This window comes from Pelomonas caseinilytica, assembly GCF_021353235.1.
GTDB lineage: Bacteria > Pseudomonadota > Gammaproteobacteria > Burkholderiales > Burkholderiaceae_C > Pelomonas > Pelomonas caseinilytica.
This window is the reverse complement of the sequence record NZ_JAJTWT010000002.1, coordinates 665,254-690,033: the sequence shown is the minus strand read 5'-3', so window position 1 is coordinate 690,033 and position 24,780 is coordinate 665,254. Positions and strand designations below refer to the sequence as shown.

General features: G+C 71.7%; 18 protein-coding genes. 11 read left to right on the top strand and 7 right to left on the bottom strand.

Annotation, left to right across the window (positions count from 1 at the left end):
- Positions 1-5 precede the first annotated feature (5 nt).
- Positions 6-1,352, top strand: coding sequence for a sensor histidine kinase (locus LXT12_RS06865; protein WP_233390681.1), 1,347 nt, complete (start codon positions 6-8; stop codon positions 1,350-1,352).
- Here the strand turns inward: LXT12_RS06865 and LXT12_RS06860 are convergent.
- Positions 1,327-1,980, bottom strand: coding sequence for a TetR/AcrR family transcriptional regulator (locus tag LXT12_RS06860; RefSeq protein WP_233390680.1), 654 nt, complete (start codon positions 1,978-1,980; stop codon positions 1,327-1,329). The genes LXT12_RS06865 and LXT12_RS06860 overlap by 26 nt on opposite strands.
- A gap of 144 nt (positions 1,981-2,124) precedes the next feature.
- Between LXT12_RS06860 and LXT12_RS06855 the strand changes: the two genes are divergently transcribed.
- The 7 genes from LXT12_RS06855 to LXT12_RS06825 all read left to right on the top strand — a co-directional run bounded on the left by LXT12_RS06855 (position 2,125) and on the right by LXT12_RS06825 (position 13,384).
- Positions 2,125-3,849: a PHA/PHB synthase family protein gene (locus LXT12_RS06855; protein ID WP_233390679.1), complete on the top strand. Its 1,725-nt coding sequence runs from the start codon at positions 2,125-2,127 to the stop codon at positions 3,847-3,849.
- Position 3,850: 1 nt separating this feature from the next.
- Positions 3,851-5,260, top strand: coding sequence for an efflux transporter outer membrane subunit (locus LXT12_RS06850; RefSeq protein ID WP_233390678.1), 1,410 nt, complete (start codon positions 3,851-3,853; stop codon positions 5,258-5,260).
- The gene (locus LXT12_RS06845; protein WP_233390676.1) at positions 5,257-6,330 is read left to right on the top strand and encodes an HlyD family secretion protein; all 1,074 of its coding nucleotides are present in this window, start codon (positions 5,257-5,259) and stop codon (positions 6,328-6,330) included. Before LXT12_RS06850 ends, LXT12_RS06845 begins: the two co-directional genes overlap by 4 nt.
- Positions 6,330-9,062 (top strand): ribosome-associated ATPase/putative transporter RbbA, encoded by a 2,733-nt coding sequence (rbbA, locus tag LXT12_RS06840; RefSeq protein ID WP_233390675.1) that lies wholly within the window; start codon positions 6,330-6,332, stop codon positions 9,060-9,062. Before LXT12_RS06845 ends, rbbA begins: the two co-directional genes overlap by 1 nt.
- 568 nt (positions 9,063-9,630) lie before the next feature.
- Positions 9,631-10,761, top strand: coding sequence for an ABC transporter permease (locus tag LXT12_RS06835; protein WP_233390817.1), 1,131 nt, complete (start codon positions 9,631-9,633; stop codon positions 10,759-10,761).
- A gap of 17 nt (positions 10,762-10,778) precedes the next feature.
- Positions 10,779-12,188 (top strand): bifunctional enoyl-CoA hydratase/phosphate acetyltransferase, encoded by a 1,410-nt coding sequence (locus tag LXT12_RS06830; RefSeq protein WP_233390674.1) that lies wholly within the window; start codon positions 10,779-10,781, stop codon positions 12,186-12,188.
- A complete protein-coding gene (locus LXT12_RS06825) occupies positions 12,185-13,384 on the top strand; it encodes an acetate/propionate family kinase (protein ID WP_233390673.1) in 1,200 nt (399 codons plus the stop codon). Before LXT12_RS06830 ends, LXT12_RS06825 begins: the two co-directional genes overlap by 4 nt.
- Here LXT12_RS06825 and LXT12_RS06820 read toward each other — a convergent pair.
- From LXT12_RS06820 to LXT12_RS06800, 5 genes are all read right to left on the bottom strand, one after another.
- A complete protein-coding gene (locus tag LXT12_RS06820) occupies positions 13,374-14,894 on the bottom strand; it encodes a sodium:solute symporter (protein ID WP_233390671.1) in 1,521 nt (506 codons plus the stop codon). The genes LXT12_RS06825 and LXT12_RS06820 overlap by 11 nt on opposite strands.
- A complete protein-coding gene (locus LXT12_RS06815; RefSeq protein WP_233390669.1) occupies positions 14,891-15,784 on the bottom strand; it encodes an N-acetylmuramic acid 6-phosphate etherase in 894 nt (297 codons plus the stop codon). The genes LXT12_RS06820 and LXT12_RS06815 overlap by 4 nt, the downstream gene beginning before the upstream one ends.
- 8 nt (positions 15,785-15,792) lie before the next feature.
- On the bottom strand, positions 15,793-18,630 hold the full coding sequence (locus LXT12_RS06810; RefSeq protein ID WP_233390668.1) for a TonB-dependent receptor: 2,838 nt from the start codon (positions 18,628-18,630) through the stop codon (positions 15,793-15,795).
- Between the two features lie 38 nt (positions 18,631-18,668).
- Positions 18,669-19,445 (bottom strand): GntR family transcriptional regulator, encoded by a 777-nt coding sequence (locus LXT12_RS06805; protein WP_233390667.1) that lies wholly within the window; start codon positions 19,443-19,445, stop codon positions 18,669-18,671.
- A 166-nt stretch (positions 19,446-19,611) separates the two neighbouring features.
- The gene (locus tag LXT12_RS06800; RefSeq protein WP_233390666.1) at positions 19,612-20,835 is read right to left on the bottom strand and encodes a serine hydrolase domain-containing protein; all 1,224 of its coding nucleotides are present in this window, start codon (positions 20,833-20,835) and stop codon (positions 19,612-19,614) included.
- A gap of 215 nt (positions 20,836-21,050) precedes the next feature.
- Between LXT12_RS06800 and LXT12_RS06795 the strand changes: the two genes are divergently transcribed.
- Entirely contained in the window at positions 21,051-21,257 is a 207-nt protein-coding gene (locus tag LXT12_RS06795; RefSeq protein WP_233390665.1) for a hypothetical protein, read from the top strand.
- A 12-nt stretch (positions 21,258-21,269) separates the two neighbouring features.
- Here LXT12_RS06795 and LXT12_RS06790 read toward each other — a convergent pair whose 3' ends face one another.
- The gene (locus LXT12_RS06790; RefSeq protein WP_233390664.1) at positions 21,270-22,043 is read right to left on the bottom strand and encodes a ThuA domain-containing protein; all 774 of its coding nucleotides are present in this window, start codon (positions 22,041-22,043) and stop codon (positions 21,270-21,272) included.
- A gap of 369 nt (positions 22,044-22,412) precedes the next feature.
- Here LXT12_RS06790 and LXT12_RS06785 point away from each other — a divergent pair, with 369 nt between their 5' ends.
- Together LXT12_RS06785 and LXT12_RS06780 are read left to right on the top strand one after the other, a co-directional pair.
- A complete protein-coding gene (locus tag LXT12_RS06785) occupies positions 22,413-23,495 on the top strand; it encodes a LacI family DNA-binding transcriptional regulator (RefSeq protein WP_233390663.1) in 1,083 nt (360 codons plus the stop codon).
- A 184-nt stretch (positions 23,496-23,679) separates the two neighbouring features.
- Positions 23,680-24,780 (top strand): glycoside hydrolase family 5 protein, encoded by a 1,101-nt coding sequence (locus LXT12_RS06780; protein ID WP_233390662.1) that lies wholly within the window; start codon positions 23,680-23,682, stop codon positions 24,778-24,780.

The window sequence follows — 24,780 nt, the reverse complement described above, 5'->3', positions numbered from 1 at the left end:
CCACCATGCCGCCACGCCCGCCTTTCCGCACCGAGCCGCCGGCGCCGCCCCAGGGTATGGACGACGCCGCCTGGGTCGACGTGATCCAGAAGATGGACGAGGTCTATTCCCAGCTCGTTCACGACGAGATCGAGCTCGAGAAGAAGAACGCCGAACTGGAGCAGTCGCAGCAGTTCATCCTGAGCGTGCTGTCGGCGATGTCGGACGTGCTGGTCGTCTGCGATGCCCAGGGCCTGATCGAGGAGACCAATGCGGCGCTGTGCGACGTGGTCGGCCGCAGCGAGCAGGAGCTGCGCGGCACCTCGCTCTACGACCTGCTGGCCGGCGAGGCCAGCGTGGCCCGGGCGCGCGCCGTCATGGCCAACCGCAGCCCGACGCGGCGGGGCGAATCCATCGAGCTCGACCTGCGCGGCGCGGGTGGCGAGAGCGTGCCGGTGGACGCCAACTGCACGCCGCGCTTCGCGGCGTCCGGGCGGCGGGTCGGCACCGTGCTGGTGGGCCGGCCGACGGCCGAGATCCGCCGCGCCTACCAGGAGCTGCGCACCGCCCACGAGGCGCTCAAGCACACCCAGCAGCAGCTGCTCCACTCCGAGAAGATGGCCTCGCTCGGCCGGCTGGTCGCCGGCGTGGCGCACGAGTTGAACAATCCCATCAGCTTCGTGCTCGGCAACGTGCACGCCCTGGCGCGCTACAGCGAGCGCCTGCGCGACTACCTGCAGGCCGTCCACGCCGGCAGCACGCCGGCCGAGCTGCAGGCCCTGGGCGCGCGGCTGCGCGTGCCCCACATCCTGCACGACCTGCCTTCGCTGCTGGAGGGCACGCTCGAAGGCGCCCAGCGCACCGCCGACATCGTCAACGGCCTCAAGCGCTTCTCCGCCATCGACGCCGACACCCGCCAGGAGGTGGACCTGAACCAGGTCGTGGACCGCTCGGTGCTGTGGATTGGCAAGGGCGCCCCCGGCCACCTCAGGCTGCTGTGGCAGCCGGGCCCGCCACGCCTCGTCAGGGGCAATGCGGGGCAGCTTCAGCAGGTCGTCATGAACCTGCTGCAGAACGCCGTGGACGCCACCGGCGAGCAGGCCTCGGGCGAGCCCGAGGTGCGCATCCTCATGGACGAGTCGGGCGGGCTGGTCCACCTCCGCGTCGAGGACAACGGGCCGGGCATTGCGCCCGAGGACCTGTCACGCATCTTCGACCCCTTCTTCACGACCAAGCCGGTCGGCAAGGGCACGGGCCTGGGGTTGTCGATCAGCTACGGCATCGTGGAGCAGCACGGCGGATCGCTGCGGGCGAGCAACCTCCCCGGCGGCGGTGCGCAGTTCGAGATCACGCTGCCGAAGCTGGCGGCCTAGGCTGCAGCAAGCGCAGCAGCAGCTCGCGGTGGCCGCGGCGCAGCCGCTCGCGGCCGGGGGCCATGGCGGGGGGCAGCACCGTCTGCATGATGAGGCCGTGCACGGCCGGCGACAGGGCCAGCCAGGGCTCGCGCACCAGCAGCGGCGGCTCTGCGCCTCCATCGGCGGGCTGCTGCACGGCCAACTGAGCGGCGACCGCCTCCTCGTAGGGCTGCACGACCTGGAGATGCCATTGCGCGACCAGCGCCGGCACGCGCTCGCCCTCGGCCACCAGCAGACGCAGCCCGGCGCGCAGGCCCGGCTCGCTGAAGCGGGCGTAGATCTCGTCCAGCAGCCAGTCCACCCACTGCTCCAGGCTCAGCGGCCCGGCCGGCCGCGCCAGGCTGGGCGGCGCGAGCAGGCGCGACAACAGGGCCTCGAAGACCTGTTCCTTGCTGGCGAAATGGGCATACAGCCCGCCCTTGGACAGGCCGCTGCGCAGGGCGATGTCGTCCATGCGCGCGGCGGCATAGCCATGTTCGGAGAACACGGCCAGGGCGGCGTCCAGGATCTGCCGGTTGCGCACGGCCGGCGGCAGGCGCAGGCGCATGCCCTCGCGCCGGGCCGGCGCGGCGGACGGTGTGTCCATCGACCATGTCTCCTTGATGACGGCCAGTAGATACCGACCCGCCGGTCGTTAGCTTGACGTGAGTCAAGTTTGCGCCGGGGCCGTCTGCCTACATTGGCCGCTGACCGTGCCGTTTGGCCGGTCCGACGACCGCAGGGAGGACCGATGCACAGCCCCGAGACCGAGAGCCCGAGCCAGCGCCTGGACGCGCAGTTCCACGCCGCGCTGGCGCGCTGGACGCGCTCGCTGTCCGTCGTCTCGCCGGCCCTGGCCCTGGCCGACTGGGCCCTGCACCTGAGCCTTTCGCCCGGCCGGCGCATGGAACTCGCGGCCCTGGCCCACGAGCAGGCGATGACCCTGGCCGCCCAGGCCCGCGACGGCCTGCTCGGCGCCAGGGACGGCGAGGGCACGCCCGCGCCCGACCGGCGCTTCGCCGCCCCCGAGTGGCAGCACTGGCCCTTCAGCGCGCTGGCGCAGGGCTTCCTGATGCAGGAGGCCTGGTGGCGCGAGGCGACGCGCGAGGTCTGGGGCGTGGACAGGCACCATGGCGACCTCGTCGCCTTCTGGGCCCGCCAGTTGCTGGACATGGGCTCGCCGGCCAACCTGCCCTGGACCAACCCCGAGGTGCTGCGCCGCACCTGGGCCGAGGGCGGGCTGAATTTCGCCCGCGGCGCCCAGGCCTGGGCCGACGACCTGCAGCGCCTTCTGACGGGCGCGCCGCCGGCCGGTACCGAAGGCTTCGCCGTCGGCCGCAACCTGGCCGTGACGCCGGGCAAGGTGGTCTGGCGCAATGCGCTGATGGAGCTGATCCAGTACGCGCCGCAGACCGCCGCCGTCCAGGCCGAGCCCCTGCTCATCGTGCCGGCCTGGATCATGAAGTACTACATCCTCGACCTGGCGCCCGGCAGCTCGCTCGTCGAGTACCTGGTGCAGCAGGGCCACACGGTCTTCGTCATCTCCTGGAAGAACCCCGGCGCCGAGCAGCGCGACCTCGGCATGGAGGACTACCTGCAGCTCGGCGTGGCCGAGGCGCTGCAGGCCGTCAACGCCATCGTGCCGCGCCGCAAGGTGCACGCCGTGGGCTACTGCCTGGGCGGCACGCTGGCGGCCATCGCCGCCGCAGCCATGGCGCGGGACGGCGACGATCGCCTGGCCTCGTTGACGCTGTTCGCGGCCCAGACCGATTTCAGCGAGCCCGGCGAGCTGGGCCTGTTCATCGACGAGAGCCAGCTCAGCCTGCTGGAGGCGCAGATGCGCCAGCGCGGCTACCTGCGTGCCGACCAGATGGCCGGCGCCTTCCAGATGCTGCGCTCCTACGACCTGCTGTGGTCGCGCATGGTGCAGCAATACCTGCTGGGCGAACGCCCGGCGCTGAACGCGCTGATGGCCTGGAACGCCGACGCCACGCGCATGCCGGCCCACATGCATGGCGACTACCTGCGCGAGCTCTTCCTGCGCAACGACCTCGCCGAGGGCCGCTACCTGGTCGGCGGCCACGCCATCGCGCTGAGCGACCTGCAGCTGCCGATGTTCGTCGTCGGCACCGAGACCGACCACGTCGCCCCCTGGCGTTCGGTCTACAAGCTGCACCACCTCTGTCCGGCCGAGATCCGCTTCGTGCTGACCAGCGGCGGCCACAACGCCGGCATCGTCAGCCCGCCGGGGCAGGGCCACCGGCACTACCGCATGGCGACGGCCGCGCCGGGCCGGCCCTATGTCGCACCGAAGGACTGGTTCGAGCAGGCCCCCGTCGCCGAGGGCTCCTGGTGGCCGGCCTGGGCGGCCTGGCTGGCCGAGCGCGGCGGCCCGCGCGTGAAGCCGCCGCGCCTCGGAGCCAAGGCCGCGCCCGTCCTCGGCGACGCTCCGGGCACTTACGTGCTGGAGCGTTGAAGTGGCGAGTCATCTCCCGAAGGCGGCGCTCGCGGCAGGCCTGGCCCTGCTCGCCGGCTGCGCGCCGCTGCCTCCCCAACCCGCCGCCGAGCCCGGCCTGCCGGCCCGCTTCGCGCTGGAGCCCGAGCCGGCGCCGCTGCCGCCGCCGGCCTGGCGAGACTACTTCGCCGACCCCGTCCTGCAGGCTCAGATCGAGCAGGCCCTGGCCCACAACCGCGACCGCGCCCTGGCCCTGGCGCGGCTGGACGAGGCGCGTGCCCTGGCCGGCCTGCAGGCCAGCCAGCGTTCGCCCCAGCTGGCCCTCGACGCCCAGGGCCAGCGCGCGCGCGTGCCGGCCGACCTCAACCTCACGCGCCGGCCGCTGCTGGGCGACCATTTCCAGCTCGGCCTGGGCCTGGCGAGTTGGGAGCTCGACCTGTGGGGCCGCCTGGCCCGGCTCGACGAGGCCGCCCGCCAGGCCTGGCTGGCCAGCGACGCGGCGGCCCAGGCGCTGACGCTGTCGCTCGTCCACCAGGTCGCTCAGACCTGGCTGCAGCTGGCCGAGCTCGACGAGCGCCTGCGCCTGGGCCGCCGTGCCCTGGACAGCCGCGAGGAGACGCTGCGCATCTTCACCCGCCGCGTGGAGGTGGGCGCGACCTCGCGCCTGGCCCTGACCCAGGTGCAGCTGCTGCAGACCCAGGCCGCCGCGCTGGTGTCGCAGCTGCAGCAGCAGCGCGACGCGCAATGGCAGGCGCTGACGCTGCTGACCGGCGGAGCCCCCGCACCCGGCGAACCGCGCCTGGCCGACCTGCCGCCGCTGCGTGCCGGCCTGCCGGCCGAGCTGCTGAGCCAGCGGCCCGACCTCCTCGCCGCCGAGCACCAGCTGCGCGCGGCTGAGGCCAGCGTGCAGGCGGCCCGCGCCGCCTACCTGCCGCGCATCAGCCTGACCGCTGCGTTCGGCAGCGCCAGTGCCGAGCTGTCGGGCCTGCTCAAGGCCGGCAGCACGGCCTGGAGCGTGACGCCCGACGTGGCCCTGCCCCTGCTCGACGGGGGCCGCCGCGAGCAGAACCTGGCCGTGCAGCAGGCGCGCCGCCAGCAGGCCCTGCTGGCCTACGAACGGGCCGTGCAGCAGGCGCTGCGTGATGTGAACGATGCCCTCTCGGCCCGCGAGCGCCTGGCCGAACAGCTCGACATCGCCGGCCGCACCCTGGCCGCCCAGGCCGAGCGCGCCCACCTGGCCCTGCGCCGCTACGACACCGGCGCCGCCGCCTTCCTCGAGGTGCTGGACGCCCAGCGCGACCTGCTCGCCGCCGAGCAGCAGCAGGTGCAGGCCCGCCGCGCCCTGCTGGCGAGCCAGGCCAGCCTCTACGCCGCCCTCGGCGGCGGCGACCTCGTCCACCCCGGCTCCGAACCCAAGGGAACCCTGCCATGACCGCCCCCGCCCTCAAGAAAGCCTTGTGGCCCGTCGCCACCGCCCTGGCCGTGCTGGCCCTGGCCGGGTGGGGCTGGACACGGCTGCGCCCGCAAGGGCCGGGCGCCGCCTTCGTGCAGGGCAATGGCCGCATCGAGGCCACCGAGATCGACGTGGCCACCAAACTGCCCGGTCGGCTGCAGGCCGTCATGGCGGGCGAGGGCGACTTCGTCACCGCCGGCCAGCCGCTGGCGCGCCTGCAGGTGCAAAGCCTGGAGGCCCAGTACGCCGAAGCCCAGGCGCGGCTGAAGCAGGCCGAGTCCACCGTGGACAGCGCCCAGGCCCAGGTCGCCGTGCGCGAGAGCGACCGGCGCGCGGCCCAGGCGGTGGTGGCCCAGCGCGAGGCCGAGCTCGATGCTGCCCGCCGCCGCCTGGCCCGCTCACGGGCCCTGGCCCAGGAAGGTGCTTCCTCCGAGCAGGAACTCGACGACGACCGCGCTCGCGTGCGCAGCGTCGAGGCGGCCCTCGCCGCCGCCCAGGCCCAGGTGGCCGCGGCCACCGCCGCCGTCGAGGCCGCGCGTACCCAGGCCACCGGCATGCGCGCCACGGTCAAGGCGGGCGCCGCGACGGTGGACCGCGTCAAGGCCGACCTCGACGACGCCGTGCTGACGGCGCCCCGTGCCGGCCGCGTGCAATACCGCATCGCCGAAGCCGGCGAGGTGCTGGGCGCCGGCGGCAAGGTGCTCAACCTCGTCGACCTCAGCGACGTCTACATGAGCTTCTTCGTGCCGGAGGCCGTCGCCGGGCGGCTGGCCCTGGGCAGCGAGGTGCGGCTGGTGCTGGATGCCGCGCCCGGCCTCGTCATCCCGGCCAAGGTGTCCTTCGTGGCCAGCACGGCCCAGTTCACGCCCAAGACGGTGGAGACGGCCAGCGAGCGCCAGAAGCTGATGTTCCGCGTGCGCGCCCAGATCGCGCCCGAGCTGCTGCGCCGGCATGCCGAGCAGGTCAAGACCGGGCTGCCCGGCGTGGCCTGGGTGCGGCTGGACGCGAACCAGCCCTGGCCCGCCACGCTGGCCAAGGTGGTCGACTGATGACAGGCGCCCCGCTGGCCCGGCTGCGGGGCCTGGCCCTGCGCTACGGCACGACCCAGGCGCTGGCCGACGTCACGCTCGAGCTGCCGGCCGGCCGCGTGCTCGGCCTCATCGGGCCGGACGGCGTGGGCAAGTCCAGCCTGCTGTCGCTCGTCGCCGGGGCGCGCTCGCTGCAGGACGGGCGGCTGGAGGTGCTGGGCGGCGACATGGCCTCGCGCGCCCACCGCGAGCGCGTCTGCCCGCGCATCGCCTACATGCCCCAGGGCCTGGGCCGCAACCTCTACCCGACCCTTTCGGTGGAGGAGAACCTGCAGTTCTTCGGCCGCCTCTTCGGCCACGGCGCGGCCGAGCGGCGCCGCCGCATCGACGAACTCTGCCGAAGCACGGGCCTGCTGCCCTTCCTGGCGCGGCCGGCCGGCAAGCTCTCCGGCGGCATGAAGCAGAAGCTCGGCCTGTGCTGCGCCCTCATCCACGACCCCGACCTCCTCATCCTCGACGAGCCGACCACGGGCGTGGACCCGCTGTCCCGGGCGCAGTTCTGGCAGCTGATCGCGCGCATCCGCGCCCAGCGGCCGGGCATGAGCGTCATCGTCGCCACGGCCTACATGGAGGAGGCCGAGGCCTTCGACCACCTCGTGGCCATGGACGCCGGCCGCGTGCTCGCCACCGGCAGCCCCGCCGAGCTGCGCGGCGGGCATGCCTCGCTGGAGCAGGCCTTCATTGCCTTGCTGCCCGAGGAGCGGCGGCGCGGCCACCGCGAGGTCGTCGTGCCGCCGCTGGCCGAGGGCGCCGACGAGCCGCCGGCCATCGAGGCGCGCGGTCTGACCATGCGCTTCGGCGACTTCACGGCGGTGGACCACGTCGACTTCCGCATCCGCCGCGGCGAGATCTTCGGCTTCCTCGGCTCCAATGGCTGCGGCAAGTCGACGACGATGAAGATGCTGACGGGCCTGTTGAGCGCCAGCGAGGGCCGGGCCTGGCTGTTCGGCCGCGAGGTCGACCCGCGCGACCTGCAGACGCGCCGCCGCGTCGGCTACATGACCCAGGCCTTCTCGCTCTACGGCGAGCTGAGCGTGCGCCAGAACCTGGTGCTGCACGCCCGCCTCTTCGCCGTGCCGGCCGGCGAGCTGCCCGGCCGCGTCGACGAGATGCTGAGCCGCTTCGGGCTGAAGGCCGTGCAGGACAGCCTGCCGGAGACCCTGCCGCTGGGCATGCGCCAGCGCCTGTCGCTGGCCGTGGCCATGGTGCACCGGCCCGAACTGCTCATCCTCGACGAGCCGACCTCGGGCGTGGACCCGGTGGCCCGCGACATGTTCTGGCAGCTGATGGTGGAGCTGGCGCGGCGCGACGGCGTCACCATCTTCATCTCCACCCACTTCATGAACGAAGCCCTGCGCTGCGACCGCATCTCGCTGATGCACGCGGGCAAGGTGCTGGTCAGCGACACGCCGGCCGCCATCCAGGCCGGCCGTGGCGCCGCGACGCTGGAGCAGGCCTTCATCGCCTACCTGCAGGAGGCCACGGGCGAGGCCCAGGCGCCCGAGCCGACGGCGCAGGCCGAGCCTCCCGTGCCGGCCACGCCGCCGGGCGCTGCGCCCAGGCCGCGCCGCTTCAGCCTGGCCCGGGCCTGGAGCTACAGCCTGCGCGAGGCGCTGGAGCTCAGGCGCGACCCGGTGCGCGCGACCCTCGCCCTGCTGGGCACGGCCATCCTGATGTTCATCATCGGCTACGGCATCAGCCTGGACGTCGAGCACCTGCGCTTCGCCGTGCTCGACCAGGACCAGACCGGCCTGAGCCGCAACTACTCCCAGCGCCTGGCGGGTTCGCGCTACTTCGTCGAGCAGGCCCCGCTGCAGGACCATGCCGACCTGGACCGCCGCATGCGCGCCGGCGAGCTGGCCATGGCCGTCGAGATCCCGCATGGCTTCGCCCGCGACGTGGCGCGCGGCCACGCGGCCCAGGTGGGCGTGTGGGTGGACGGCGCCATGCCCACGCGCGGCGAGACCTCGCGCGGCTATGTGCAGGCCATGCACCAGCTCTGGCTGGCCGAGATGGCCCGCGAGCGCCTGGGGCTGGCGCTGGCGGCGCCCAGCAGCGTCGAGCTGCGCTACCGCTACAACCCGGACGTGAAGAGCCTGCCGGCCATGGTGCCCGCCGTCATCCCCATGCTGCTGATGATGATCCCGGCCATGCTGACGGCCCTGTCCGTGGTGCGCGAGAAGGAGCTGGGCTCCATCCTCAACCTCTACGTGACGCCGGTGCGGCGCAGCGAGTTCCTGCTCGGCAAGCAGCTGCCCTACGTGCTGTTGGCCATGCTGAACTTCTTCCTGCTGGTGGCGCTCGCGGTGACGGTGTTCGGCGTGCCGCTCAAGGGCAGCCTCGCGGCGCTGTCGCTTGCCGCGCTGTTCTACGTGACGGCGGCCACGGGCCTGGGCCTGCTGGCCTCCACCTTCACGCGCAGCCAGATCGCGGCCTTGTTCGTCACGATGATCGGCACTCTCATCCCCTGCGTGCAGTTCGCGGGGCTGATCGACCCCGTCTCTTCGCTGGAGGGCGTGGGGGCCTTCGTCGGCCGCATCTACCCGGCCGCCCATTTCCTGACCATCAGCCGCGGCGTGTTCAGCAAGGCGCTGACGCTCGGCGACCTGGGCAGCAGCCTGTGGCCGCTGGCCGTCGCGGTGCCGGTGATCCTGGGAGCGGCGATGCTGTTGCTGAGGAAGCAGGAGAAGTGATGCTGCTGGGTGATGCTGTCTGTCCGCCCAGGCCCAGCGGGGAGTTCGCCCCGGTCCAGCCTCGCTGCGTCGAACTCCGAGGCCAGCGCCAAACTCCCTGCGCTCACTGCGTTCGCTACGGTCAGACAGTGGCGCTGAGTCAGTTGTTGAAGCGCGCTGCGCGCGCGCCTCGGAGTTCTGCACTTCTCGGCGGTTTAGAAGGGGAAGCCCCGAACAGCCGAAACAGCCAACAGCCAAACGCGCCAGCCGGCCGGCGCCGGCTGCTCCTTCACTCCCCCTTTGAGCCCGCCGAGCAGCGCAAGGCCTTGAGGGCGCGAGCGAAGCTCGCTTCAACAACTGACTCCGCGCAACTGTTTGAGCGGAGCGTAGCGAAGCGAGTTTTGCGCGGGCCCTCAAGGCCTGAGCAGCGCAGGGAACCCCGTAGCGCAGCGCAGGGGCGGGCGGTTCGGGGGCGGCTTCTTTGCCTACTTTCTTGGGCGCCCAAGAAAGTAGGTCGCCCGCCGGGGCGAACTCCCGGCATGGGCCTGGCCGCCAGCCGATCTCCCCAGAGGCGGACCGAGTGACCGCCATGCACCGCCTGAACCTCGCCCATGTCTACCGCCTCGGCGTCAAGGAGCTGTGGAGCCTGTGGCGCGACCCCATGATGCTGGTGCTGATCGCCTACACCTTCAGCATCTCCATCTACGTGGCCGCCACCGCCATGCCCGAGAGCCTGCGCCATGCCGCCGTCGCCATCGTCGACGAGGACGCTTCGCCGCTGTCGGCCCGGCTGGTGGCGGGCTTCTACCCGCCGCAGTTCCGCAGCCCGGACCTGATCACGGCGCGCGAGATCGACCCCGGCATGGACCGCGGCGACTACACCTTCGTCCTCGTCGTCCCGCCGGGCTTCCAGCGCGACGTGCTGGCCGGCCGCCAGCCGGCCCTGCAGCTCAACGTCGACGCCACGCGCATGAGCCAGGCCTTCACCGGCGGCGGCTACATCCAGCAGATCGTCTACAACGAAGTCAACGCCTTCGTGCAGCGCCACGCCGGAGCCACGGCCATGCCGGTGGAGCTGGCGCTGCGCATGCGCTTCAACCCCAACCTGGAGCACGCCTGGTTCGGCTCGCTGATGGAGATCATCAACAACGTGACCATGCTGTCCATCATCCTGACCGGCGCGGCCCTGATCCGCGAGCGCGAGCACGGCACGGTGGAGCACCTGCTCGTCATGCCGGTCACGCCGGGCGAGATCATGCTGGCCAAGGTCTGGTCCATGGGCCTGGTGGTGCTGGTGGCGGCGATGGCGTCGCTGGCCCTGGTCGTGCAGGGCGCGCTGCGCGTGCCGGTGCAGGGCTCGGTGGCCCTGTTCGGTCTGGCCGCGGCCCTGCACCTGTTCGCCACCACCTCCATGGGCATCTTCCTGGCCACGCTGGCCCGCTCGATGCCGCAGTTCGGCATGCTGCTCGTGCTGGTGCTGCTGCCGCTGCAGCTGCTCTCGGGCGGGGTGACGCCGCGCGAGAGCCTGCCCGAGGCGGTGCGCTGGATCATGACGGCCGCGCCGACGACGCACTTCGTCGCGGCCAGCCAGGCCATCCTCTACCGTGGCGCGGGGCTGGACGTCGTCTGGCCCCAGCTGCTCGCCGTGGCCGCCATCGGCAGCGCGCTCTTCGCCGCCGCGCTGTCACGCTTTCGCAAGACCATCAGCCTGATGGCCTAGTCTCCCCAAGGAACCTCATGAACCTCCCGGTCCTCCAACGGCTGCACAACCGCAGCTTCGACGAGATCGCCGTCGGCGACAGTGCCTCCATCGAGCGCACCGTCACGGCGGCCGACCTGCAGCTCTTCGCCGCCCTGTCCGGCGACTTCAATCCCCAGCACCTGGACGCCGGCTTCGCCGCATCGACCCACTTCCACGGCGTCGTCGCCCACGGCATGTTCGGCGGCGCGCTGATCTCCGCCGTGCTCGGCACGCGGCTGCCCGGCCCCGGCACCATCTACCTCGGCCAGACGCTGAAGTTCGTCGCGCCCGTGCGCATCGGCGACGTGCTGCGGGTGCGCGTGACGGTCAAGGCCCGCGAGGCCACGCACCGCCGCGTCACGCTGGACTGCCTGTGCCTGAACCAGCACGGCCAGGCGGTGATCGAGGGCGAGGCCCAGGTCATCGCGCCGCAGGAGCGCATCGAGTGGCAGGCCGGCCAGCTGCCCGAGGTGCGCCTGAGCGAGGGCGGCGGAGGCCTCGCGCGGCTGCTGGCGGCGGCGCGGCCCCTGGGCGCGATCAAGGTCGCCGTCGTGCATCCCTGCGACGCCGTCAGCCTGGGCGCCGCGCTGGACGGGCGCGAGGCCGGCCTCATCGAGCCGGTGCTGGTGGCGCCGCGCGCCCGCGTCGAGGCCGTGGCCGCGGCGGCCGGCCTGAGCCTGGCCGGGCTGCGCATCGAGGACGTGGCCCACAGCCATGCCGCCGCCGCGCGTGCCGCCGAACTGGCCGGGCAGGGCGAGGTGCAGGCGCTGATGAAGGGCAGCCTGCACACCGACGAGCTGATGGGCGCCGTGCTGGACGCCGCCGCCGGCCTGCGCACAGAGCGCCGCGCCAGCCACTGCTTCCTGATGCAGACGCCGGCCTATCCGCGGCCGTTCATCATCACGGACGCCGCCCTCAACATCGCGCCCACGCTGGCGCACAAGGCCGACATCGTCCGCAACGCCATCGAGCTGGCCCATGCCATCGGCGTCACGCGGCCCAAGGTGGCCATCCTGGCGGCGGTGGAGACGGTCAACGCCCAGATGCCCGCGACGCTGGACGCCGCGGCCCTGTGCAAGATGGCCGACCGCGGCCAGATCGCCGGCGCGGAGCTGGACGGGCCCCTGGCCTTCGACAACGCCGTCTCTATCGCCGCGGCGCGCATCAAGGGCATCGAGTCCAACGTCGCCGGCCAGGCCGACGTGCTGGTCGTGCCCGACCTGGAAAGCGGCAACATGCTGGCCAAGCAGCTCGAATACCTCGGCGGCGCGGCCAGCGCCGGCATCGTCCTCGGCGCCCGCGTGCCCATCGTGCTGACCAGCCGGGCCGATGGCGCGGAGTCCCGCATCGCCTCCTGCGCCCTGGCCGTCCTGCTGGCCCATCACTACCGGAGTACGCCCCCGTGAACCTGCCCGCCACGCCCGGCGCCGTGATCGCCGTCCTGAACTGCGGTTCGTCCAGCATCAAGTTCGCCCTCTTCGACGCCGGCGGCGCCGAGCTGCCACGGCAGGCCTGGTGGGGCGGCAAGGTGCAGGGCATCGGCAGCGCCCAGCCGCGCCTGCAGACCCAGGACGGCCTGGATCGCGCGCTGGCCCTGGGTGGGGACGAGCCCTATCACGACGCCCTGGCGGTGATCCGCGAGGCCATCCGCGCGCGGCTGGGCGAGGTGCCGGTGCTGGCCGTGGCCCACCGCGTCGTGCACGGCGGCGCCCATCACGCGGCGCCGCTGCGCGTGGACGCGGCCGTGCTGGCCGAGCTGCGCGGCTACATCCCGCTGGCGCCCCTGCACCAGCCCTTCGCGCTGGAGGCCATGGAAGTGCTGCTGCAGCAGCGCCCCGACCTGCCGCAGGTGGCCTGCTTCGACACCGCCTTCCACCACAGCCTGCCGTTGGTGGAGCAGCTGCTGCCGCTGCCCTATGCGGCCTACGAGCGCGGGCTGCGGCGCTACGGCTTCCACGGCCTGTCCTACGAGTACCAGTCCCTCGTGCTGCCCGAACGCCACGGCGAGTTGGCCGGCGGGCGCTGCATCGTCGCCCACCTGGGCAGCGGCGCCAGCCTGTGCGCGATGCGCGGGCTCAGGAGCGTCGCGACCACCATGGGCTTCTCGGCACTGGACGGGCTGATGATGGGCACGCGCTGCGGCGCGCTGGACCCGGGCGCGCTGCTCTACCTGATGGAGGTCGAGGGCCTTGACGTGCACGAGGCGGGCCACATGCTGTACCACGAGTCGGGCCTGCTCGGCGTGTCCGGCCAGTCTGCCGACCCGCGCGCCTTGATAGCCCGCGAGGCCGAGGACCCGCGCTGCGCCGCGGCGCTCGCCCTTTTCGTGCGGCGCATCGTGCGCGAGATCGGCGCGCTGGTCGCCGTGCTCGGTGGCCTGGACCTGCTGGTGTTCACGGCCGGCATCGGCGAGCACCAGGCCGAGGTGAGGCGGCGCATCGTGGCGGAGCTCGGCTTCCTGCACCTGGGCTTGGACGACACGGCCAACGCGGCGAATGCCGCCGTGATCTCGTCGGCCGGCAGCGCGGTGCGCGTCGCCGTGGAGCCGACCAACGAGGAATGGGTGGCCGCGCGGCATGCGCGCGCGCTGGTCAGGCCATAGCGTCCGGGCCCTTGCGCCGCGAGGCGGCCCAGAGCCCTGCGAAGGTGAAGGCCGCGTTGAGCAGCAGCAGCTCCAGCCCGAAGCGGTAGGCGCCGAAGAGCGAGGCCTGCGAGAGGTCGATGAGCCAGCACAGGGCCGGCGCGGCGAGGGCGACGACAGGTGCCGCGTGGCGCCGCAGCTCGCGCCCGCCGACGATGGCGAAGGCGAACAGCCCCAGCAGCGGGCCGTAGGTGTAGCCGGCGAGCTTGAGGATGAGGGTCACCATGCTGGGGTCGTCCAGCCAGCGGAAGGCCAGGGTCAGCAGCAGGAAGACGCCGGCATAGCCCAGGTGCACGCGCCGGCGGATGCGGGCCTTGGCCGCCTCGTCGAGGTCGCTGCGGCGCATCAGGCCGAGCAGGTCCAGGCAGGTCGACGAGGTCAGCGCCGTGATGGCGCCGTCGGCGCTGGGGAAGAGGGCCGAGATCAGCGCGAGCAGGAAGACCAGCTGCACCCAGGCCGGCAGGTACTGCAGCACGATGGTCGGGAAGAGCCTGTCCCCGCTCGCCGCCACGCCGTGCTGCCGGGCGAACAGGGTCAGCAGGCCCCCGAGGAACAGGAAGAGCGCCACCACGACGGCCGTGATCGCGGCCATCAGCATCATGTTCTTCTGCGCGTCGGCGAGGCGGCGCACGGAGATGTTCTTCTGCATCATCTCCTGGTCCAGCCCCGTCATCGCGACGGCGATGGCCGCGCCCGCCAGCAGCTGCTTGCCCCAGAAGCCGGCGCTGGCGGTGTCGTGCACGACGACGCGGGTCAGACCCGCCGCGTCCAGCGCCCGCCAGCCTTCGGCCAGGCCCAGGCCGAGTTGGTGCAGCAGCAGGCCCACGCAGAGGGCCAGGCCGCCCAGCATGCCGGCCGTCTGCAGCGTGTCGGTCCAGACGATGGTCTTGACGCCGCCCTCCATGGTGTAGAGCAGGATCATCAGCAGCACCACGGCGGCGCTCAGCCAGAAGGGCAGGCCCATGCGCTCCAGCACCATGTCCTGCAGCACGCGCACGACGAGGTAGAGCCGCGCCGTGGCGCCGAGGGTGCGCGACAGGATGAAGAAGCCGGCGCCGGTGCGTTGCGCCGAGCCGCCCAGGCGCAGGCCCAGCAGCGTGTAGATGGAGCTGACCTCGGAGCGGTAGTACAGCGGCATCAGCACGAAGGCCACGAGGGCATAACCGGCCAGCTGGCCGGCAATGACCTGCAGGTAGGCGAACTGCCCGCCGGCCACCATACCGGGCACGCTGATGAAGGTGACGCCCGACAGCGAGGTGCCGATCATGCCGAAGGCCACCAGCAGCCAGTGGCTGCTCTTGTTGCCGACGAAGAAGCTGGCGTTGTCGGAGCGCCGGCCCGTCCACCAGGCCACGCCGAGCAGCAGGGCGAAGTAGCCGAGCACCACACCCAGCAGCAGCGGCGCGGACAGGGCGGCGTCGGGCAGGGTGCCGGCGGGCTGGGCGCCGGTGTCGGGCAGGGGCAGGCTCAAAGCGGGTCCCGCAGCGCGCGGCGCAGGCTGCCGCCACGGCCGGACAGGCGTGCCCGCGCATCGACCGGGTCCAGGCCGCATCGCAGGGCGACGACGGCGGTCTTCACTTCGAGGGCGCAGGCCTGCAGCGTGCGCTCGGCCGTCGGTGTGTCGCTGCCGGTGAGTCGCACGACCAGGTCGGTAGCGCGGGCGACGAGCTTGGCGTTGGTCGCCTTCAGGTCGACCATGAGATTGCCGTAGACCTTCTCGAGCTGCACCATGATGCAGCTGGACAGGGTGTTGAGCGCGATCTTCTGCGCCGTGCCGGCCTTGAGCCGCGTGCTGCCGGCGATGACCTCCGCGCCGGTGTCGAGCACGATGCCGTGCTCGGCCAGGGCCAGCATGGGGGCGCCGGGGTTGTTGACGATGGCGATGGTCAGCGCCCCTAGCGGTCGCGCCGCGCGCAGCACCGCCATGGCATAGGGCGTGCGGCCCGACGCGGCTACGCCGATGACGACGTCGTCGGCCGTCGGCGACAGGGCCATCAGGTCGTGCTCGGCCTGGGCGGCGTCGTCTTCCGCGCCTTCGACGGCCTGGTGCACGGCACCCGGGCCGCCGGCCAGCGTGGCGATGGCGCGCTGTGCCGGCCAGGAGAAGGTCGGCACCAGCTCGACGGCATCGAGCAGGGCGAGCCGCCCCGAGGTCCCCGCGCCGAAATAAAGCAGCCGGCCGCCGCGCCGCAGCCGCGGCACGGCCGCCGCCGCGGCGGCACCGATGCGGTCGCCGGCGGCGAGGGCGGCGGCGACGGCGCCCTGCTGCGCGGCGATGAAGCAGCGCGCCATGGCCAGCGGGTCCAGGGTGTCCAGCTCGGCGTGGGCCGCGGCGACGGTCTCGGTGGTCTCGATCGGCATGCCGCGCCTCAGAACTTCATGCGCAGGTTCACGTAGTACTGCCGGCCGCTCTCGTACCAGTTGGCGGGCGCGTTCTCGGTCAGCATGTAGGTGTGGCGCACCGGGTTGTTGAGGTTGTTGGCATCGAAGGTGACGCTGACCTGGTCGGTGAACTTGTAGCCCAGCGACAGGGCCAGGGCGCCGTAGCCCTTGAAGTAGTGCAGGCCGTTGATGAGGTAGTTGCCCTTCAGGTCCTGCTTGGTGGTGCCCGAGCCGTCGCCGATGACGGTGTAGGCGTAGTCGTCGCGCCAGTTCCAGGCCAGGCGGGCGTTGAACCTGTCGTTCTCGTAGTAGCCGACCACGTTGTAGGTCCACTTGGAGCTGCCGAGCATGGGCTGGCCGTCGGCGTCGCGCGAGCTGACGTAGGTGGCGTTGGACGAGAAGCCGAAGCCGTTGCCGACGGGCATCTCCAGCGCCACCTCGGCTCCGGTGAGCCGGGCGTCCAGGCCGATGCGCTTGGTCAGCGTGTACTGGCGCGTCGTGCCCGGCGCCGACGGGTCCTCCAGCGTCGCGACCTCGGTGACGGGCTTGACGTAGTTGCTCAGGCGCTGGGTGAACACGCTGCCGCTCAGCGAGGCGCGCGGCGCGAAATACCAGGCCAGCGACAGGTCGCCGTTGTTGGCCGTGATGGGCTTGAGCAGCGGGTTGCCCATGCTGGCGATCAGGGTGTTGCTGTTGATCGTCAGCGCACCGGCCAGCTCGTTGTAGTTGGGGCGGCCCAGCGAGCGGCTCAGCGAGGCGCGGGCCACGAGCTGGCGGTCGATGTCCCAGCGCAGGTTGAGGCTGGGCAGCCAGGCGGTGTGCTTGGTGCTGGTGTAGGCCGGCACGAAGGTGCCGAAGCGCGAGCCGACGATGGCGCCGTTGACGTTGCAGGTCGCCAGCGCCGGGCAGATGTTGCTGGGCAGCTGGGTGTAGGAGGTGGTGTCCACCTGGGTCCGCACCGCGCGCAGGCCGACGTTGCCGGACAGCGCGTCGGCGTCGAACTCGCCCATGGCGTACAGGGCGTTGCTGGTCTCCTTCAGGCCGTAGCCGCTGTTCCACTGCTTGCCGGCGACGGGGTCCCAGTACTGGTACTTGTCGGCGAAGGCGGCGAGCTGGCCCTGGTCGAAGCGCAGCAGGTTGCGCGGGAAGGTGCCGTCCAGGCCGCTGGCGTAGTCGCCCGGCAGGGCCGTCGCCGGGTTGGGCACGGGCATGGGATAGGCGGTCTGGTTGATGAGGGCGCCGCCGGTGATGGCGGTGGTGAAGGGAGCGGTCGCGCCGGGCGCGTCCTGCAGCGTCCAGCGGCTGGTGACGACGTCGACGTTGCGCTTGTGCGTGGCGCTGCGCAGGCCGAACTTGAGGCTGCTGAACAGGCCGTCGCCCAGCTTCCATTCGCCGTCGGCGTGGACGTAGTTCTCCTTGTCCATCGAGGTGATGGCCGGGAGGTTGGCGTTCATCAGCTGGTAGCTGGCGATGTTGGACAGGTCGATGGCCTTGCCGCTGGCGTCGCTGATGCTCCAGTCGGTGGGGCGCGTCCGGTTCATCTGCCAGGCGACGTTGGGGTTGACGACGGCCAGCACGATGTTGGGCTGGCGCGTGGTGTAGCCGGCGCCTTCGGTGGAGCCGGCGCGGCCGGTCAGCGTCAGGGCGGGGCTGACGGCGTATTTCAGGTCCAGGTCGTAGAACTTGGAGGTCGAGCGGGCGCCGTCGCGCAGGAAGTGGTCGTACTCCAGGCCGAGGGCATTGGTCGTCGAGCCGGCCGGGCGTGAGAGCTTGCCGGCGGTGATGACGTCACCGTCGACGATGGCATTGCTCAGCCGCCAGCCGCCGGCCATCAGGTTGTTCAGCGTCAGGAAGCCGGAGCTGTTGTAGTTGACCGCCTTGAGCTCGGAGCTGAAGCCGCTGAGCGTCATGTCGAGCTGCTCGGTCGGCCGCCACTGCAGCGACAGGAAGCCGCCCGAGCGCTTGCGCGCGCCCTCGAACATGGTGGCGTTGAACTGGTTGGGCAGGCGCTTGCCGACGAGGCCGGCCGCGGCCGTGGCGTCGCCGCCGGTCAGCGACAGGGCCTGGGCATTGGTCAGCGCCGTGTAGCTGAAGGTCTCCTGGCCGTCGCGGCGCAGGGAGCGGTCTTCCTTGAAGGCCTGGGCGATGACGCCGAAGCGCTTGTCCGGCGACTTCCAGGCCAGCAGCACGCTGGCCTGCGGGTCGGTCTTGCCGGGCAGGTCGGCGTAGACGGCGCCCAGGGCGGCTTCGCCGCTGAAGCCGGCGCGCATGTCCAGCGGCTTGCGCAGCAGCACGTCCACGCTGCCGGCCAGGCCCCCTTCGGTGAGGTCGGCCCGCTGGTTCTTGTAGACGACGGTCTGCCCGATCAGTTCGGACGGCAGCAGGCCGAAGCCCACGCTGCGGCTGGACACGGCATTGCCCGCGGACTGGTCGCCCACGTGCCAGTCGCCGGCGGAGACGGCATGGCCGTTGATGGTGACGAGGTTGAGGCTGGGCGGCGTGCCGCGGATGGCCACGCGCTCGGCCTCGTCCATGGCATTGGCACCGCCGTACTGCACGTTGACGCCGGACACGCGGGAGATGGCGTCGGCGATGTTCTTGTCGGGCATCTTGCCCACGTCCTCGGCCGAGATCACCTCGACGTTGGTGTTGGCATTGCGCTTGGCCGTCATCGACTTCTCGAGCGAGGCGCGGATGCCCGTCACGACGACGGCCTCCAGCTGTTGCTTGTCGTCGCTGGCGGTGGCCTGCTGCGCGGTGGCGGCGGCATGCAGGGCCAGCAGACCCACGGCAGTCGCGACGGCATGCAGGGATGGGGCTCTCATGGAAATCTCCTCGGGTGGCTCGGCGGTGGCCGAAGGGGTCAGGGGCCGGATGCGCCGATGCGCATCTCGACGACGTAGTCATAGAGGTCGCCGCGGTAGGTCGAACGTGTCCATTCGACCGGCCTGCCGTCGGCGCTGTAGGAATGGCGCTCGGTCTCCAGCACCGGGGCGCCGACGTCGATGTGCAGCAGCTCGGCGATGCGGGCATCGGCGATGGCGGCCCGCACGCGCTGCAGGGCGCGCTCGGGGGCGCGGCCATGGCGGCGGATGGCGTCGTACAGGGAGGTGCCGAAGTCGGCCGTGCCGCCGACGAGGTCGGCGCCCACGACGGCGAGTTCGACGGCGATGCGCTGCTCGTCGGCCGTGCGCACGCGCAGGGCCCGCACGACGCGGTCGTTCAGCGACAGGCCGAGGGTGAAGGCTTCCTGCGGCGAGGGGGCGGTGAGCTTGCGCTCCAGCCACAGCGAGCCCGGCGTCATGCCACGGCGACGCATGTCGTCGGAGAAGCTGGCCAGCTCGGTCAGGGGCTCCACCAGCCGGCCGCTGACGAAAGTGCCGCTGCCCTGGCGCACGGTCAGCACGCCCTCGCTGGCGAGTTCGTCGACGACGCGCCGGATGGTCTGGCGCGAGACCGCGAGGCGCTGGGCCAGCTCGCGTTCGGGCGGCAGGCTGCGGCCCGAGGCCAGCTGGCCCTGCTGGATCAGCTCGCGCAGCGTCGCGGCCAGCCGGAAGTACAGCGGCCCGGCGCTCGAGGCGTCGGCCGTGAGTTCCCGGCCCAGGGCGGCAATCAGTTCGTCGTCGTTCAGCGTTTTCATGGGTGCGCCTGTCAATGGATGCGTTGCCGCATTTGGAGCGCGATTGGAGCGTACCAATTGCGAACCAATGGCGACATGCGGGATAACGCGGAGTGTGAGCGGGTACGCCGCGCGGCCTGGCGGCGCGCGGCGTGGGAGCGAGGGTAAGGGCGGCGCGAGGCGCGGCTCAGCGGCCGGCGCCGGCGTCCAGGGCCTGGAGCACGGCCGAGTGGATGGCGGTGCGGGCCGGACCGATCAGCTTGTTGTCGCGGCTGGGGTTGACGCGGTTGGTCAGCAGCACGACGAAGGCGCGCCGCGAGCGATCGATGTAGAGCGAGGTGCCGGTGAACCCGGTGTGCAGCACGGCGTCGGCCGAGGCCCGCGGCCCGGCGAGGCCGCCGGGCTCGGGCGTGTCCCAGCCCAGGGCGCGGCTGCTGCCGGGCGGCTGGTGCTGGCGGGCGAGGAAGCTGTCCAGGGTCTGCGGGCTGAGGAAGCGACGCCCGCCGGCCTGGCCGCGGTCCAGGATCATCTCGGCCAGCCGCGCCAGGTCAGCCGCGGTGGAGAAAAGGCCGGCATGGCCGGCCACGCCGCCCATCACGTCGGCGTTCTCGTCGTGCACCGTGCCGCGGACCAGGCGATGGCGGTAGTGCTCGTCCTGTTCGGTGGCGGGGATGCGCGGCAGCAGCGAGGCCGGCGGGTTGAAGCCCGTCTCGGCCATGCCGAGCGGTTCGAACACGCGCGTGCTGACGAAGCGGTCCAGCGGCAGCCCGCCGACGCGCTGGACGATCTCGCCGAGCAGGATGAAGTTCTCGTCGCGGTAGTGGAACTCGGCGCCGGGAGGCGCCTGCACGGGCAGCCGGTACACGAGGTCGAGCAGTTCGGCGCGGCTGCCGGCGTGCTTCCACAGCAGCATGGGCGAGGGCAGGCCCGAGTTGTGGGCCAGCAGGTGGCGCACGGTGATGCGCTCGTGGCCCGGAACGCCGGCGAACTCGGGCAGGTAGCGCACGACGGGCTCGTCGAGCTTCAAGAGGCCCTGGTCGCACAGCAGGGCGATGGCCGTGGTGGTGGCCACGACCTTGGTCAGCGAGGCGAGGTCGAAGACGGCATCGACCGGCATGGCCGGGGCGCCGGGCGAGCTGTCGAGCCGGCCGAAGGCCTTCAGCGCCACCAGCCGCCCGTCGACGCCCACCGCCAGCACGGCGCCCGGGAAGGCCCGCTTCGCCACCCAGGCGTCGACCTCGTCGAACACCGGGGCGAAGCGCGCCGCCTGGCCCGCGGTCGCGTCGGCCCAAGGGGCGGCCTGCGCGGCCTGCGGAGCCTGTGGCGCCGGGCCGGTCAGCGGCTGCTGGGCGCACCCGCAAGCGAGAACGGCGAAGGCGAGGGCCGGGAGATGTCGGAGCAGGGCGGTCATGCGGGCGGCGTCGGAAGGCGGGTCGCAGCGTAGCGGCGGTGCCGGTGCCAGGCCAGTCGAAACGGCGGCCTAGCCATGAGCTGAAGTCATGCGCCGGCCCCGCCCGCCGGGCGCGCGGTCTTCAATGCGCGTTTGTCCGACAGCGTCGCGCGCCGGGCTGCTCTAGCGTCGAGCCAGGACGGAGGCGCCATCGCATTCCGTCGCAAGGAGTGGACATGCAAGCACTGCAAGCGGACCCATCGCATCCCGGCTGGGTCAGGGGCTGGCTGGTCCTGCGCGTGAAGGAAGCGCTGCCGGGCGACTTCGTCAGCATGCACGAGCATGCCGCGCAGGCGCAGGAGGAGGCTCACCGCCGCGGCCCCGGGCATCAGGTCTTCCACGGCCGGCGCCGCGAGGACACCGGCGAGATGCTGCTGGACTGAGGGGCGCGGCGCTCAGTCGGCGCTGAACCCCTTGCCCGTGGCCGCCCAGTAGATGCCGCCGAACAGGTGGTGCTGGAAACGCTCGTCGCCATAGGTGGCGCTCAGGTGGCCGAGCGCGGTGTAGAAGCTCCGACCGCCGTCCACCTGCTGATACCAGCTGATGGGGTGCTTGGCGCCCATGGGCGCGACCGGTTTGCCGCCCCATTCGGTGGCGGGGCGGTAGGTGTCCTCATCCACCGTCAGCAACAGCTTCAGGCCCTGCGACTGCGGTGGGCCGAACTGGTACCACTCTTCGGTGAACAGGAAGCGCCTGGGGAAGCGGTCCATGCCGGGGAAGTTGGCGTCCTGCACCACCAGCGTGGCCGTCTGGTTGGCGGGGTGGGCCAGGAACATCCGCCCGACCAGCCGCGCGTACCAGGGCCAGCCGTGCTCGGTGTCCGCCGCACTGTGCACGCCCACGAAGCCGCCGCCTGCACGGATGTAGCGCTCGAAGGCCGCCTTCTGCTCGGCGTTCAGGATGTCGCCCGTCGTGAGCAGGAACACCACGGCCTGGTACTTGGCCAGTTCCTGGTCGTTCATCACGCGGTTGGCGTCCTCTGTCCAGAAGACGCCGAAGTCATGCAGCTGTCCCAGCCGCTGGATGGCGGCGACTCCTGCCGGGATGGACTCGTGATGCCAGCCCGCGGTCTTGCTGAAGACCAGCACCCGGAACTGCTCGGCCTGGGCCGAAGCGGCGACGGCCAGCAGGCCTAACGCCATGGCAAGTTGACGCAGAAGATGGGTCATCGTGTCTCCGGGGGGCGGGGCAAGGGCGTGATGATGCCAAGCGGTGCGCAGGCGGCAAGAGCGGTTCAGCCGGCAAGGCGATGTGCCGCCTTCAATCGGCCCGGTGCATGACTGACGGGCCGCAGCCGCGTCGTCTCGCTGCTAGGGTTTATTGGTAAGACCAAATCAGCGAAAGCTGGCAAAGTTGCCATCGGATTTATCGAGAAATCACCCAAGGCACAGGCGTGGTGACTTGTGAGGCCGTACAGCCGGCGGTGTGCCGACACCCGCACCTGCGAGACTGCGTTCTTTTGCCTGTCGTCATGACACCCTACCTGACCGTTCCGGACTTGAAGCTGTGCTGGGCGGGCCCTGCGAAAGAGCAGGCCCATGTCTGAGCAACCCACGCGCCCGCGCCGCGCTGCAACCCTGGCCGACGTCGGCCGTGAAGCCGGCGTGTCGGCCATGGCAGCGTCCGCCGTCCTCAACGGGGTGTCCACCTCCACTCGCATCTCCAAGGAGACCCGCGAGCGGGTGCTGGCCGCTGCCGAGAAGCTGCGCTACCGGCCCAACCGCACGGCGCGTGCCCTGGTCGACCGGCGCATGAACGCCCTGGGCCTGGTGGGCATCCTGTCCGGTGACGAGCCCAACCTCTATTTCCTGGAAGTCTTCGACGGCATCATGCAGGCCGCCGGTGCGCGCGGGCAGAACGTGACGGTCTTCAACGTCGGCAACTGGGTCGACGCTCGCCGCCTCGTGCCGGAGTACTGCGATGGGCGCATCGACGGGCTCATCATGCTGGCGCCCATGATCGACGCGCCGGCCTCCGAATGGCTGCCCGAGCACGCGCCCGCCGTCACCGTGCACGCCAACCGGGCGGTTCCCGGCGTGCCGGGCCTGCAGTCGGACGACGAGGGTGGCGCCTTCCTGGCCGTCAGCCATCTGCTGAGGCTGGGGCATAGGCGCATCCTGCACGTGGGCGGCCCCGAGGGCTCGACCGGCGCCGACCTGCGCCAGCAGGGCTATGAACGCGCCTTCCGCGAGGCCGGCATCACGCCGCCGCCCGACCATGTGCTGCGCTGCCCCTTCACGGCCGAAGGCGGGCGCACGGTGCTGGAGCCCTGGCTGCTTCGGCACCGCGGCGAGCCCTTGCCCGAGGCCATCTTCGCCGCGAGCGACGCCATCGCGCTGGGCTGCATGGAGAGGTTGCAGGCGCGGGGCTACCGCATTCCCGAGGACATCGCCCTCATCGGCTTCGACAACACCTTGTTCGCCCGCGCCGCGCGGCTGTCGACGGTGGCCCAGCCGCTGGGCAAGCTCGGCCGCATGGCCGTCGAGATGCTGCTGGCGCTGATCGACGCCGAGCAGACGCGCCAGCCGGGCGCCGAAGACCGCGAGGTCGTGCTGGGCACCGAACTGGTCGAGCGCGCCACGCTGGCCGGTCCGCGGGCCGCAGAGTTGCTGATCGCCTGAAGCCCGGACGTTCATCAGGCCGAGGAGGAGACGCCCCACATTCCACCGCACTCCCTAGAGGATGAGTCGCCTGCAGGCCCGGTTGCCGGGCTTGTCGGGATCCTCGTCAATGCATCCAAGTGATGCCCACCGGCCGGTGGTGGAGCGGCAAGTCTCCCCTGCGGCCGACCTGCTGCTGATTTCCATGAACACGAACTTTTCGCGCCGCGATGCGCTGCGCGTGGCTTCGCTCGCCCTGACGGGTGGCTGGGCAGGCCATGCCAGTGCCGCAGAGGGCCAGACGGCGTTGCAATTCGCCGAGCGCATGACTCCGGGCATCAACCTCGGCAACACGCTGGAGGCCTTGCCCAACGAAACCTCCTGGGGCCAGCCGGCGACGACGCAGGCGACGATGGATGGCTTCAAGGCCGCCGGCTTCAAGAGCGTGCGTATCCCGGTGGCGTGGTTCGCCCATGCCGATGCCGAGGACCGCGTCGATCCGAGGTGGATGGCCCGGGTCAGGCAGGTCGTGGACTACGCGCTGCAGGCCGGCTTGATCGCCATGATCAACACCCACTGGGACGGCGGCTGGCTCAACCACACGAGCTACGACAGGCAGGCGTCGCTGAACCGGCGCCTGGCGGGGCTGTGGACGCAGATCGCCACGGCCTTTCGCGACTACGACGAGCGCCTCGTCTTCGCCGGCACCAACGAGGTCGGCATGGAGAACCTGTGGACGCCGCCGACGCAGGAATACGCCGACGTGCAGAACAGCTTCAACCAGACCTTCGTGACGACGGTGCGCGCCACCGGCGGCGCCAACGCCAGCCGCTTCCTCGTCGTGCAGGGCTACAACACCAACATCGGCCATACGCTCAAGTACGCCGTCATGCCCACCGACAGCGTGCCCGACCGGCTGATGATGGAGGTCCATTACTACGACCCCTACGAGTTCACGCTCAACGGCAAGGGCAGGATCTGGCAGTGGGGCGCCAAGGCCAAGGACCCCAAGGCCACGCAGACCTGGGCCGACGAGCCCTGGGTGGAGAAGGAGTTCGCTTCCCTCGAGGAGCGTTTCGTGCGCCGCGGCATCCCGGTGCTGATCGGCGAGTACGGCGCCTATCCCAAGAAGCAGTACCCCGGCATGCGCGCCTATGTGCATGACTGGATCCGCGTCGTGACCTCGTCCATGCGCCGCCATGGCCTGGTGCCGATGTGGTGGGACACCGGCGGCCTGATCGACCGCCGCACCGGCAGGCCGAGGGAGGCGGAAATGCTCCGGCTCATCGTCGACAACGGCCAGTGA